Annotated in this window: 12 protein-coding genes; 1 reads left to right on the forward strand and 11 read right to left on the reverse strand. The window is 70.6% G+C overall.

Annotation, left to right across the window (positions count from 1 at the left end; translation table 11 throughout):
* Window positions 1-48: 48 nt before the first annotated feature.
* Genes JKJ07_RS00830 through JKJ07_RS00855 form a run of 6 tightly spaced genes read right to left on the reverse strand, consistent with a single transcriptional unit; the run spans window position 49 to window position 7,785 of the window.
* A complete protein-coding gene (locus tag JKJ07_RS00830) occupies window positions 49-1,281 on the reverse strand; it encodes a YibE/F family protein (protein ID WP_307834076.1) in 1,233 nt (410 codons plus the stop codon).
* A 9-nt stretch (window positions 1,282-1,290) separates the two neighbouring features.
* Window positions 1,291-1,887, reverse strand: a complete 597-nt coding sequence (locus JKJ07_RS00835) for an isochorismatase family protein (RefSeq protein WP_202989198.1) — start codon at window positions 1,885-1,887, stop codon at window positions 1,291-1,293.
* A complete protein-coding gene (locus JKJ07_RS00840) occupies window positions 1,884-3,755 on the reverse strand; it encodes a hydantoinase B/oxoprolinase family protein (protein WP_202989199.1) in 1,872 nt (623 codons plus the stop codon). The genes JKJ07_RS00835 and JKJ07_RS00840 overlap by 4 nt, the downstream gene beginning before the upstream one ends.
* A gap of 3 nt (window positions 3,756-3,758) precedes the next feature.
* On the reverse strand, window positions 3,759-5,801 hold the full coding sequence (locus tag JKJ07_RS00845; protein WP_236028148.1) for a hydantoinase/oxoprolinase family protein: 2,043 nt from the start codon (window positions 5,799-5,801) through the stop codon (window positions 3,759-3,761).
* An 8-nt stretch (window positions 5,802-5,809) separates the two neighbouring features.
* Window positions 5,810-7,003 (reverse strand): CaiB/BaiF CoA transferase family protein, encoded by a 1,194-nt coding sequence (locus JKJ07_RS00850; RefSeq protein WP_202989200.1) that lies wholly within the window; start codon window positions 7,001-7,003, stop codon window positions 5,810-5,812.
* Window positions 7,000-7,785 carry a GntR family transcriptional regulator gene (locus tag JKJ07_RS00855; RefSeq protein WP_202989201.1) on the reverse strand — a complete coding sequence of 262 codons (786 nt, stop codon included), beginning with the start codon at window positions 7,783-7,785 and terminating at the stop codon, window positions 7,000-7,002. The genes JKJ07_RS00850 and JKJ07_RS00855 overlap by 4 nt, the downstream gene beginning before the upstream one ends.
* A 178-nt stretch (window positions 7,786-7,963) precedes the next feature.
* Between JKJ07_RS00855 and JKJ07_RS00860 the strand changes: the two genes are divergently transcribed.
* Window positions 7,964-8,851 carry a hydroxymethylglutaryl-CoA lyase gene (locus JKJ07_RS00860; protein ID WP_202989202.1) on the forward strand — a complete coding sequence of 296 codons (888 nt, stop codon included), beginning with the start codon at window positions 7,964-7,966 and terminating at the stop codon, window positions 8,849-8,851.
* A gap of 44 nt (window positions 8,852-8,895) precedes the next feature.
* Here JKJ07_RS00860 and JKJ07_RS00865 read toward each other — a convergent pair whose 3' ends face one another.
* The 5 genes from JKJ07_RS00865 to JKJ07_RS00885 form a co-directional block, all read right to left on the reverse strand.
* A complete protein-coding gene (locus JKJ07_RS00865; protein WP_202989203.1) occupies window positions 8,896-9,594 on the reverse strand; it encodes an alpha/beta fold hydrolase in 699 nt (232 codons plus the stop codon).
* Window positions 9,595-9,650: 56 nt separating this feature from the next.
* Window positions 9,651-10,025, reverse strand: a complete 375-nt coding sequence (locus JKJ07_RS00870; protein WP_202989204.1) for a hypothetical protein — start codon at window positions 10,023-10,025, stop codon at window positions 9,651-9,653.
* A gap of 3 nt (window positions 10,026-10,028) precedes the next feature.
* Entirely contained in the window at window positions 10,029-10,628 is a 600-nt protein-coding gene (locus JKJ07_RS00875) for a Type 1 glutamine amidotransferase-like domain-containing protein (protein ID WP_202989205.1), read from the reverse strand.
* 659 nt (window positions 10,629-11,287) lie between these two features.
* Window positions 11,288-11,764, reverse strand: a complete 477-nt coding sequence (locus JKJ07_RS00880; RefSeq protein WP_307834077.1) for a LytR C-terminal domain-containing protein — start codon at window positions 11,762-11,764, stop codon at window positions 11,288-11,290.
* A gap of 469 nt (window positions 11,765-12,233) precedes the next feature.
* Window positions 12,234-13,229 (reverse strand): amidohydrolase family protein, encoded by a 996-nt coding sequence (locus tag JKJ07_RS00885; RefSeq protein ID WP_202989207.1) that lies wholly within the window; start codon window positions 13,227-13,229, stop codon window positions 12,234-12,236.

The following is a 13,229-nucleotide window of genomic DNA, read 5'->3' on the forward strand; positions in this document are numbered from 1 at the left end:
TATCGATGGGTACGGTAGCGGCCCGCGATCGGCCCCCGTACGCCGGGGTCAAGGACGGTCGTCGATGAACGCGGTCCACGGCTGCTGCGCGGGCCGGTGTTTCGGCGGGGCCGGCGGAGTGGCGGCGCGGGCGGCCAGCCAGGCGGCCAGGGCGGTCGTGATCGGGACGGCGGCGATCAGGCCCAGCGTGCCGACGCCGCTGCGCACCAGTTCCTCGGCAATCGGCTGGCCGGTCAGCAGGCGGGACACGGGAGTGCCGCCGACCGCGAACAACAGCATCAGCGGGAGCGAGGCACCGGCGTACGCGAGAACGATGGTGTTGACGACGGAGGCGATGTGCGCCCGGCCGACGCGGGTGGCGGCCCCGTAGAGCTCGCGGAAGCCGTAGCCGGGGTTGGCCCGGGCCAGCTCGCGTACGGTCTCGGCCTGGGTGACCGTGATGTCGTCGAGCACCCCGAGCGCGCCGATCACGATGCCGGCCAGCAGCAGGCCCCGCATGTCGACGCCGCTCTGGCTGACGCTCAGGAAGGTAGTGGTGTCGTCGGCCACCCCGGTCAGGTGCACGAGGCTGGTGAACAGCGCGGACAGCAGCGCCGTGACGGTCAGCGCGATCAGCGTGCCGGCCACCGCGACGGTCGTGGTGAGCGTGAGGCCGTGGGTCAGATACAGGACGATCAGCATGATCGCGGCCGCGCCGACCACGGCCACCAGCAGGGGCTGCCGCCCGTCGAGGATGGCCGGCACCACGAAGATCAGCAGCACGGCGAACGTGACGGCCAGCCCGGCCAGCGCGCGCAGCCCCCGCCAGCGGCCGAAGGCGATCACGGCCAGGGCCACCGCCGCCCCGAGCAGCCACAACTGTTTGCCTCGCTGGTGGTCGGCGATCGAGTAGTCGTTGCCGGTGAAGCTCTCCTCGAGATAGAGCAGCACGATGTCGTCGCCCGGCTCGACGGTGACGGCGCCGGGGCCGGACGGGATGTCGGTCTCCACCGTGCGGCCGTCGTCCAGGCGGACCTGCACCGTGCCGCACTCGGTGGGGGCCGGCGTGCCCTCGGGCAGCTCGACCTCGGGGCAGGCGGCCGGCTGGACGGCGACGACCCGGCCGTTCACCTCGGTCGAGTCGCCGGATTCGGTGGGCCGGTCGGCGCCGGTGGGCCACAGCAGCGCCATGCCGATCGCGGTCAGCACCACCGCGGGCACGAGCACCAGCAGCAGGATGCGGCGGGCACGAGGCGTCAAGGAGCGCAGAGCATCACTGCCCTCGCCGTGGCTGTGCGGCACCCGACGATACTAAGCGAGCCTGGTCAGGACCTCGTCGACGGTGACCACGTCGGCGTACTTGGCGCCCAGGTCGAACAGGTTGGCGTCGTGCACCTCGGGCGTACGGTCGCCGCAGGCGTCGCCGGCCACGACCGGGTGGAAGCCGTGCTGCATGGCGTCGGTGGCGCTGGCCCGCACGCAACCCGACGTGGAGACCCCGGCGATGATCGTGGTGTCGATGCCGCGGGCGGTCAGCGTGGCCGCCAGCGACGTGCCGAAGAACGCCGACGCGTACTGCTTGGTCACGACGACCTCGCCCGGCCCGGGGGTCAGCTCGGGGACGAACTCGGCTGCGTCCGCACCTTCGACCAGGGCGGCCAGGGCGGGGACCTTACGGACGAACAGGCCCCCGTCGCTCAGATCGGGCGAGAACCGTACGCGGGTGTGCAGCACCGGAATGCCCGCCGCGCGCGCAGCTTCAAGCAATGTCGCGCAGCCGTCGAGCGACCGCCGGGAGCCCAGGTCGAACGGGCTGCCCGGGGTGAAGTAGGCGCGCATCATGTCGATCAGCAGCAGCGCCGGGCGGCGCCCCCAGCCGAGGGCGCCGCCGAACGGGGTGTCCGTCATGTCCAGACCGGCTTGCGGGGAGCGGGAAGCCCGGTCTCCTCTTCGCAACGGGCCAGGATGTCCTCCATCGAGCCGCCCATGTCGAAGACCGGGAGCTCGGCCGGCCGGCCCGCCCTGAGCGTCCGCCGCAGTTCCGACGTGGCCGGCTCGTCGACGCCCCCGTCGCCGGTCACCACCACCCCGTACGCCTTCGCGCCCTCGGACGTGACGAGCCCGCGCCGGACCTCCTTGGCCACCAGCGCCGGGTCGCGTTCCAGGGGGTCGCCCCACCCGCCGCCGCCCCACGTGACGAAGTGCAGCACGTCCCCCGGCCGTACGGGAATGTCGTGGCACTTGCTCGGAAGCACCTCGCGCGAGCCGTCGGCGCGGTCGATCCACTTGGTGCCGCGGGCCCCGGGCGCGCCGCCGTTGACACCCCACGGATACATCAGCCAGCGGTCGTCGTGGATGGCGATCGTGCCCGGCTCCAGGAACCGGTACGCCACGTCGACGCCGTTGCCGCCCCGGTGCAGCCCGGCCCCGCCGGTGTCGGCGACCGTCTCCCACTTCTCGATGCGCAGAGGGTAATACGACTCGAGGAACTCGCACGGGATGTTGACGAAGCTCGGCCACAGCGAGTGACCGTCGGGGCCGTCACCGAGCGGCCGCCCGGGGATGCCGCCGAACCCGATCGAGTAGAGCTGGAACCACTCGCCCTTGCGGTCGCCGCCCGAGTAGTTGCCGGAATACATGAAGTGCGGCGACGACGAGAAGCCGGCCGCGTTGAGCAGGGCCGGGTTGGTCTGCCCGAGCAGCCCGCCGAACAGGTCGAAGACCCGGCCGATGCCGTGGTTGCGGGCGTTGAGCGCGGCCGGGTGCTTGGGCTTCCAGTACGAGCCGTCGGGGATGGTCACGTCGACCAGCGGATAGAAGCCGTCGTTCCACAGGATCTGTGGGTCGGCCACCGTGATCATGTAGATCCCGAAGAACATCCGGGCCAGGTTCTCGTTCAGGTAGTAGTTGACCGGGCCGATGGCCTGCGGCGAGGAGCCGCTGAAGTCCAGGTGCACCCGCTCGCCCGTACGGGTCAGGGAGAGCTTGAGCTCGTACGGGCCGTAACCGACACCGTCGTCACAGATGTAGTCGGTGAACGAGAGCGTCCTACCCTCCGCGAACACGACCTGCAGCAGCGTCTTCATGGCGTCGTAGTTGCGCTGCAGCAGGGCGTCGAGCGCGGACAGGTACGTCTCGACGCCGAACCGGGCGCACATCTCCTGCACCCGGCGCGCGGCCGTGCGGCAGGCGGCGACCAGCCCGTTGAGGTCGGCCCGGTTCCAGTCGGGCACCCGCACCTGGTTGAGGATGATCCGCAGCGCGTCCTCGTTGATCTTGCCGCCGTCGTACAGCTTGAAGGGCGGGATGACCACGCCCTCCTCGTAGATCGTCTTGGCGTCGGTCGGCATCGAGGACGGGGTCTTGCCGCCGACGTCGGACATGTGCCCGAACATCGAGGACCAGCCCACGACCCGGCCCTCGAAGAAGATCGGCACGACCACGAGCCAGTCGTTGGCGTGGCTGATCGCGGCCCCGCAGGCGTACGGGTCCGAGGTGAGCAGGATGTCGCCCTCGCGGATGTCGCCGGCGAACCCGGCCAGGAAGTCGGGGATGGAGAGCCCGAACTGGCCGACGACCATCTTGCCGGCCGGGTCGGCGATCAGCGGGAACTCGTCGTGCTGCTCGCGGATGCCGGGCGACAACGCCGTACGGAAAAGCACCTCGTCCATCTCGTAGCGAGCGTTGCGCAGGCCGTTCTCGACCAGGTCGAGCGTGACCGGGTCGACGTCGCCCTTGGTGATCGGCGCGGTGTTGGTCTCCACGATGGTCGCCATGTCTCAGGCCTCCGTTGCCGGGGTGATCAGGAGGCTGCCGCTGGCGTGGGTGGTCGCGCGGTGCCCGGGGAGGACGAGGGTCGTCGAGTCCATCTCGGTGATGATCGCCGGACCCTCGACAACGTCGCCCGCGTTCAGCTTCAAGCGGTCGTACAGCGCTGCCTCGACGAAGGCTCCCTCGACATAGATTCGGGTATGTCCGGATGTTTCCGGCGGTCCGGCACTCTCGCTCAGGCGGATCGGCGCGACGTTCGGACGCTCACCGGTCACCGCCGCCCGCGCATTCACCAGCTCATGGTCGACCGGCAAGGTGAAGGAGAAAAGGCGCTCATGCTCGGCGTCGAATCGGGCCGCGAGCCCCTTCGGGCCATCGGCAAGATCGAAGGTGACCGGCAGCTCGTTCCCTTGTCCGACAAACCGGACATCGGCGGAGTAGGTTATCGTCTGCTGGCTGCTCGGGATCCCTTGATCAACAAGGCGCTGCGCCGTGGTCTCCGCCAGCTCGGTGAAGATCTCGGCGAACTCCTGCGCGGACAAGTCACCAAGTTTGCGCAGAACTGTCCGCGCGGATTCGTCACGAGCGGACGTGGTCGCGTCGCCGAGCGCGCACAGCACGCCGGGCGACGGCGGCACGATCACCGGCCAGGCCCCGGTCAGCTTGCCCAGCGCGTTGGCGTGCAGCGGTCCCGCCCCGCCAAAGGCGACCAGCGCGAAGTCCCGCGGGTCGAACCCCTGCTGCACGCTTACCAGCCGCAGCCCGCCCAGCATGTTCTCGTTGACGATGTCGATGATCCCGGCCGCGGCCGCCTCGGCGCTCTCCAGCCCCATCGCGTCGGCCACCGTCTGCACGGCCGCGCGGGCCGCCTCCCGGTCCAGCGTGATCTCGCCGCCCGCCAGCGAGCTGGGCAGATACCCGAGCACGACGTTCGCGTCGGTCACGGTCGGTTCCACCCCGCCCTTCCCGTACGCGGCGGGGCCGGGCTCGGCGCCGGCGGACTGCGGGCCCACGCGCAACGCCCGGGTCAGCTGCGGCACGTGCGCGATCGAGCCGCCGCCCGCGCCGACCGTGCGCACGTCAACGGCCGACGCCCGTACGCTCAAATCGCCGACCTTCGTCTCGCGGCCGATGCGCGCTTGCGCGTTCTGCACGAGCGCGACGTCGGTCGACGTGCCGCCCATGTCAAAAGTGAGCAACTCGGTGTGCTCGCTTTGCTCGGCCACCCAGACCGCGCCGGCCACTCCCCCGGCCGGGCCGGAGAGCAGCATCGTCACCGGGGCCGCGATCGCCGCGTCAGCCCCCGACAATCCGCCGTCGCTGCGCAGGATCGACAGCTCGGCCGGTACCCCCTCCGCGCTCAACTTGGCGGACAGGTTCGCTACATAACGCGCAACTTGGGGCTGCACGTATCCGTTCGCGACGGTCGTCAACGCGCGCTCATATTCGCGCATCTCCGGCAGCACGACGCTGGACAGCGACACCTCGATGCCCGGCAGCTCCTCGGCCGCCAGTTGCGCGATCCTGCGCTCATGCGCGTCGTTGGCGAACGCGTTGATGAGCGAAACGGCCAACGCCTCGACACCGTTGTCGCGCAACTTGCGCAATGCCGCGCGGGTGGCCTCCTCGTCCAGTTCCTGCACGACCGTGCCGTCGGTGCCCATCCGCTCGGGCACCTCGACCGTGTTCTCCAGCGCCGCCAGGGGTTCGGGCTTGGGCCAGATGATCCAGCCGGCCAGGCCGCCGGGCACGAACGAGCGCGCGATCTGCAGCACCTGCCGGAAACCCTTGGTGGTCACCAGGCCGACGGTCGCGCCCTTGCCCTCCAGGATCGCGTTCGTGGCCACGGTGGTGCCGTGCAGCACGTGCGCGACCGCGGCCCGGTCGATGCCGGCCTCGGCGCACACCTTGTCGATACCGTTGAGAACGCCGACGGACTGGTCGCTCGGCGTCGAGGCGGTCTTGGCCCGCCAGGTTGCTCCGGAATCCTCGTCGGCCAGCAGCACGTCGGTAAACGTGCCGCCCACATCCACACCGAGCCGATACGACATCGCTCTCCTTAAATGATTTTGGCAGTGCGCAAACGCGCGCGCTCCGTTTCGTCCAGGCCCAGAAGGCCGCCGTAGATCTCGTCGTTGTGCTCGCCCAGCGCCGGACCGGCCGTACGGACCGAGCCGGGGGTGGCCGAGAGCTTGGGGGTGGCGTTCTGCATCGGCAGCTCGCCGAAATCGGGGTGCGGCACGTTCACGATCGCCTGCCGGGCCGCGAAGTGCGGGTCGGCGAACATGTCCTTGGCCCGGAAGATCCGCCCGGCCGGGACACCGTTCTCGTGCAGCACGGTCAGCAGGTCCTCGGCGGTGACGGTCGAGGTCCACTCGGCGATCAGGTTGTCGAGCTCGGCCATGGCGGCGCCGCGGGCCGAATGCGTGGCGTAGCGCGGATCCTGGGCCAGCTCCGGTTGCTTCATCGCGGTGGCCAGCCGGCCGAACACGGTGTCCTGGTTGGCCGCGATCAGGATCAGGTCGCCGTCGCCGGTCGGATAGACGTTGCTGGGCGACACATTGGGCAGCGTGGCCCCGGTGCGCTCACGCTGATAGCCGGCGACCGCCCACTCGGGCAGCAGCGACTCCATCATGGCCAGCACCGCCTCGTAGATCGCCGAGTCGACGATCTGACCGCGGCCGGTGTTCGTGCGGGCGTGCACGGCCACGAGCGTCCCGATGCACGCGTACGTGGCGGCTAGCGAATCACCGAGCGAAATGCCCGCCCGTACGGGTGGCCCGTCCGGATCGCCCATGACGTAACGGATCCCGCCCATCGCCTCGCCGATCGACCCGAACCCGGCCCGGCTGGAGTAGGGGCCGTCCTGGCCGTAGCCGGTGACCCGCGTGATGATCAGGCCCGGGTTGGTCTGCCACAGCGTCTCGGGCGCCATGCCCCAGCGCTCGAGCGTGCCCGGCCGGAAGTTCTCGACCACGATGTCGGCGGTGTCGATCAGCTTGCGGACCAGCGCCTGACCTTCCCCCGTACGCAGGTCGCACGTCACCGACTTCTTGTTGCGCGCGACGACCGGCCACCACAACGACTTCCCGTGCGGCTTCTCCCGCCCCCACTGCCGCATCGGATCCCCGCGGCCCGGATCCTCGATCTTGATGACCTCGGCCCCGAAGTCGCCCAGCAGCTGCCCGCAGAACGGCCCGGCCAGCAACTGCCCGAACTCGACAACCCGCAGATCCCCCAGCGGCCCGCTCATGCCCGTACCCCCATCGTCGTCGCGTGCCCGGTCGTCGCCTCTTGAGCGCCGGCCCCCTCGGAACCACGCCCGGTCGTCGCCTCTTGTGCGCCGGCCCCCTCGGAACCACGCCCGGTCGTCGCCTCTTGTGCGCCGGCCTCCTCGGGACCGTGCCCGATCATCGTGGCGCGGGCGTTGTATAGGTGGGCCCGCATGATCGCCTCGGCCCATTCCCCGGCGCCCGCCCGCGCGGCGGCCACCATCTCGACGTGGTGGTGCAGACTGCGTAACAGCGCGGCGGGCGCGTAGTCGTGGAAGTTCTGGGTGACGACCGCCGCGTGTGTGACCCCGCGCAGCGCCTGCGCCAGCGGTGGCGAGCCCGCAGCGTCGATGAACAGCCCGTGGAACCGGCGGTTCAGCTCGACGATCGCGGCCAGGTTCTGATTGCGGCCCGGCTTGCCGACCCGCATCATCTCGGCCGCCAGCTCGTCCAGCTCGGCGATCTGCTCCGCGTCGAGGTTCGGCACGGCCTGGCGCACGGCGTACGGCTCGAGCCGAAGGCGCAGCTCGAAGATGTCGCGCAGCTGCTCGGACGACCAGCTGGCGACCCGGGCGCCGCGGTTGGGCTGGATCTCGACCAGGCCCTCGGCGGCCAGGCGGGACAGCGCCTCACGAATCGGAGTGCGGCTCACCGACAACCGGCCGGCCAGTTCCGCCTCGCCCAGACGCGCGCCCGACGGGATGGCCCCCGACAGGATCTCGTCCCGCAGGGCTTGCGCCGCCTGCTCCGCCGCTGCTCGCACTTTGCTCCTCGTCTGTCGTGGCCGCTCTCGCCGCCCGCTGCCGCCCGTGATCCGTCGCCGTTAGCCGCCGGCGCCACCGACCGCTTGTGTCGGCTGTCACGAAAAGTTGTATGCAATCCTTGCCATGATCGGGCCGATTCCGCAAGAGTGGTGCCATGTTCAGCTTGGGTTGTATGCAATGAGCGTCTCGATCGTCGAGGTCTCGCCGCGCGACGGACTGCAGAACGAGTCCGCCCTCGTGCCCACGCCCGACAAGCTGGCCCTGATCGAGACGCTGGTGTCGAGCGGGGTCCGCCGCATCGAGGCGGTCAGCTTCGCCCACCCGAAACGCGTCCCGCAGATGGCCGACGCCGAAGCGGTCGCGGCCGGCCTCCCCCGCGGCGACGTTTCGTGGATCGGCCTGGTCCTCAACGAACGCGGCCTCGACCGCGCGATCGCCGCCGGCCTGGACGAGGTGAACGTCGTCGTGGTCGCCACCGACACGTTCAGCCAACGCAACCAGGGCGTTCCCACCTCCGAAGCGATCGCCGCTTGGTCCCGCATCGCCGCCCGGGCCCGGGACGCCGGCCTGCGCACCACGGTCACCGTGGCCGCCGCCTTCGGCTGCCCCTTCGAGGGCGAGGTCCCCGTCTCCCGAGTTCAGTCAGTCATCGCGCAGTGCCTGGCGGCCGCCCCCGACGAACTGGCCTTGGCCGACACGATCGGCGTCGGCGTCCCCGCCCAGGTCCGCGCCCTGCACTCCGTAGTCCCTGACGACATCCCGCTGCGCTGGCATTTCCACAACACCCGCAATACCGGCTACGCCAACGCCCTGGCCGCCGCCGAGTTGGCCGGCGGCCGCCCGGTAGCCCTCGACAGCAGCGCCGGCGGCATCGGCGGCTGCCCGTTCGCCCCCAACGCCACCGGCAACATCGCCACCGAAGACCTGCTCTACCTGTTGCACCGCAACGGTTTCCCCACCGGCGTCGACGTCGAGCCCCTGCTCCCCCTGGGCGCCCGCCTGGGCGACCTGCTCGGCCACCAGGTTCCCGGTCAGCTGGCCCGCGCCGGCCTCTTCCCCGCCTGACCCCTTTCCGCCCGCCTGCCCGGCAACCGTCGAGTGCCGCTTGGCTACTTCGTGGCCGTTTCGAGCAGGGTCTGTGCCAGTTCCCGGGGGCGGGAGAACATCGGCCAGTGGCCGGTGTCCAGCTCCACCAGCTGCCAGTGGTAGCCGGCCAGCACGTCGGCCCACTCGGCTGGGAGCACGCCGTCGGGCAGACTGCAGTGGATGTAGGTTGCCGGCATCTCGTTCAGCGGGCGGGTCAGCGCGGCGGGCTCGGTCAGGGTGGCGCCCGGGTGCGGCGTGGAGCCAGACACGATGCGGGCGATCTGGTGCTCGGTGAGGCCATGACCGCCGAAGTGGTTCGGGGACGCGGGCGGCCAGAAGCCGTCGTTCGCGGCGATCGTCGCCGCCAGGGCCGCGCCGCCGTCCGACGAGTCCGAGGCGAACGACTCGCCGTCGGCCGGGAGGCTGGCGTCGACGAAGACCACGTGGGCCAGCCGGTCACCGATCCGCTCGGCGGCCTGACCGACGGGAATGCCGGCATAGCTGTGCCCGACCAGGACCACGTCGCGCAGATCGTTACGCTCGATCTCGTCCACGATGTCCTGGACGTGGGTCTGCTGCCCCGCCGGCAGACCCCGCTTCTCGGCCAGACCAGACAACGTCACCGGATGAGCAGCGTGGCCGGCGGCGCGAAGGTGCGGCACCACCTCGGCCCAAGCCCAAGCCCCGAGCCGTGCGCCCGCAATCAGCACGAAGTTCGCCATCGCCACACCGTAGACAGACATTCCGGCCCCCGCCGCCCCGGCACCACCGAGGCCGCTCAGCGCAGGTGGCTCGACATCTCGCCGAGGAACTCGACGGCGTCCAGGTCGAAGGCGATGTCCTGGTCGCCGCCGTGGTTGAGGCCGCCGAGCCGGTTCACCTCGACATACCAGGGCGAAAGGTCCGTACGGGTTCCGTCCGGGTTCATGCCGGTGCCGCCGAGGTGCTCCATGCCGTACCGGTCGTACCGGTCGCGGACGTCCGTGCGCTCGTCGATCGGGGCCAGGCCGGCATTGGGGTCGTCTCGTTCGCGCAGCCGGATCGGCCCGACTGTCGCGGGCGAGAGCGGCTTGCCGTCCGGGTCGTCCTCGCCCTCCGCGGGTGCCACGGCCGTGGCCGGCCCGTCGCCCACGACGATGTCGTATGCCTTCATGCGCTAACTGTCCCTGATCTCCCGGACCCCGTCCCGCACGATCACCGCCTGATCGTCACGCACCGGAACGAATTCGTACCGGTCGCCCTCCTCGGCGATGATTCGCGCGTAAAGCTCCTCGCGACCACGGTTGGCGTGCGACAGCGGATAGAACGAGACGAGCCCCAGCCCGGTCGTGTCCGTCACCTCACCGGGGTCGTCCTCGTCGTGGTAGCCCGCGAGGTCCGCCACCGCCAACGCGGCCCCAGCCGACATCCCCGCGTAGGCAACCCGCCCAGACGTGACCCCCAGCCGGACCGCCTCGGCGAACCCGGACCGCTGGGCGTGCTGCAGCAAAAAGATCGGATAGCCCCCGGTCACGAACACCAAATCCGCCGCGGCCACAGCCTCGGACACCTCACCGGCCGTAGCCGTTTCCAGGTCGAGCCGCCGCACCGGCAACCCCGCATCCGCCAGCGCCGCCTCGGCCACGTCGACCCAGGGCATCGCCGGCAACGGATTGCCCGCGGTCGGAACAAGAACCGCCCGCCGCGGCCGCGGGTCCAGACCGTCGAGCCAACCGCTCAGAGCACCGAGCCCCTGACTCCCCAGAAAGACATCCACGGTCTGATGCAACCACGAACTGCCTTTTCAGCGCGGAGTGGGCGGGATCGTCCGGCTCGGCTGAAGCACGGAGGGAGAGGGCGGGCCGGTCGTGGAGGGGGATGCCGGGTTGGTCGCGGAAGGAGACAGCGGTTCGGTTGTGGGGGCCAAGGTCGCTGGGGCGGACGTCGAGGGGGTCGGCGGCGAGGCGGGCGGCCGAGTGGCTGTTGGTGAGGGGCTCGGGGCGGTGGACTGAGTCGGCGAGGGCGGGGACACGGGTTGGGTGGGCGGCACGTTCGACGGGCGGAGCAGGATGAACGCCAGGATCGAGACGGCTGCGGCGGCCAGGCCGGCGGCGGTCGGTGGCCGCGTCGACGACGGTGAAGGCGCGACGGTCGAAGCCGGAGCCGCGGTCGACGGCGCGGGGGCCGGGGCCGTGGTGGTCGGGGCTGGGGCGGTCGGAGCGGTCGGGGCCGGCGTGGGGGGCGCGTCGTCGGCGAAGGCGGCCGCTGCCGATACCCCGCCGATGGCGACTACGGCCACGGCTCCGGCGGCGACCGCGAGGGTCCGGGTGGATCTGCGCATCTCAAGCTCCAGCACTGTCGGTCGGTGCACTGTCGCCTGGGAGGACGCGCGAGCGGGGAAAGGGTTGGCGGTTCAGCTGTGACCCGCGGCACACCTCACGGGGCCTCACAAGTGCCGGGCGGGAGGGTGGGCACGCTCAGCTGGGCCAGCGCCTGGTTGACCTCGGTGTATGTGGCCAGCTGGCGGAAGCGGGGGCCGATGATGATGTCGATGACGTCCGTGTTGCGGGTCGCGCTGAACTGCGGTTCGGCCTCGTCGAGGAAGTAGGCGCGGATCCACTGGGCGGCGCCGACCGTCTTGGGGCCGTAGCGGACGACCGCGATGTCTTTGAGCTTGCCCTTGTTGTCGGCGGGCTTCGACATCACGAACCCGCGATTCTTGAACTCCTCGGTGACCTGCTCGGCGACCCCGGGCGTACGGGTGCCGTTGAGCACTCGCAGCTTCACCTGGGAGGCGTCGCCGGGCAGGTCGAGGGTGACCCGGGGCGCGCCCGCGGGGCACTCCTGACCGGCGGCGGCGTTGGCCTGGGTGTCGCGCACCACGGCGACCACCACGACAACGATCGCGGCCACCAGAAGGAAGCAAACGACAACAAGCGAACGCACACGACTGAAGCTCACGCCGAGCCAGACGCTCCGCGCCCCCGTTTTGGACGACAGATATGACGTAAGCCACACCTCACCGCCTCCCCCGGCGTCCCACCTCGGCCATCACATTCGCGGCTCCCCCGCTGCCTCCCCCGGCGTCCCCACCCCGGCCATCACATTCGCGGCCTCCACCCGCTGCCTCCCCCGAGCGGGCCGGGGCTGGGGATTGAGGGGCAGAGGCTGAGGGCGGCTTTCATCACCGCCTCCCCCGAGCGGGCCGGGGCTGGGGGTTGAGGGGCTGGGGTTGAGGGCGACCTTCACCGCCGCCTCCCCCCGGCGGCACGGGGCTGAGGATTGAGGGGCAGAGAGAGTTCAAGAGCTGGAGCTGAGGGGCTGGGACTGAGAGCGGCCTTCACCGTCGCCTCCCCGAGCGGGGCGGGGCTAGGGGTTGTGGTCAGGGGTGGCCGTACAGGAAGCGGGTTGCGTTGGTGGTTAGGAGCTTCTCGCGCTGGTTGTCCGAGAGGAACGATGCGGACCGGACGACCTGGCCGGCCGGGCGCTCACCCAACGGGTACGGGTAGTCGCTGCCTACGACGACTTGGTCTTCGCCCATCGTGTCTACCAGTAGGCGTAGGGCGGGCTCGCTGAAAACTACCGAGTCGACGAAGATGCGGTCTGCGTAGGCGCTGGGTGGGCGGGTGGAGCGACCCCGGACGAGGTCACCGCGACGTTCCCAGGCGTTGTCGGCTCGGCCCAGCCAGTACGGGAAGCTGCCGCCGCCGTGGGCGAAGCATAGGCGTAGCGTGGGTGGGACCTGGTCGAGCACGCCGCCGAGGATCAGGGCCAGCGCCGACAGGTGGGTCTCGGCGGGCATGCCGGTGAGCCAGCGTGCCATCCAGCGGTCGAGCCGCGGGCCCTCGGGCATGTCCCACGGGTGGACGAAGACGGGGGCGCCGACCGCCGCGCAGTGCTGCAGGAATTCGACGATGCCGGCCGCGTCCAAATCTTGGTCGCCGACGTGGTTGCCGATCTCGACGCCGACGTGGCCGGCCGCCATCGAACGATCCAGCTCGGCACACGCGGCGTCCGGATCCTGCAGCGGCACCTGACAAAACGGGATAAAGCGGGAGTTGTCAGAGGTGACAGCCAGCGTCAGGTCGTTGAAGATCCGCGACAACGCTACGGCCTGAGCGGGAGTGCGGTCGTAGCCGAAAAATACGGGCGTCGGCGAGACGACCTGCTGGACAACGCCGTCGGCATCCATGTCGGCGAGCCGCACCGCAGGGTCCCACGCCGATGAGTCGACGCGACGGAACTCCGTCTCACGGATCATGATGATCGCCTCGCGCTCGGAGGTGACCTTGAGCCAGGGCCAGCCGGTCCCGCCGCACGCGTCGGCGAGATCCGGCCACCCCTTCGGCACGACGTGCGTGTGAACGTCGATGGTCAA

It is taken from the genome of Paractinoplanes lichenicola (genome assembly GCF_016785085.1).
Lineage (GTDB): Bacteria > Actinomycetota > Actinomycetes > Mycobacteriales > Micromonosporaceae > Actinoplanes > Actinoplanes lichenicola.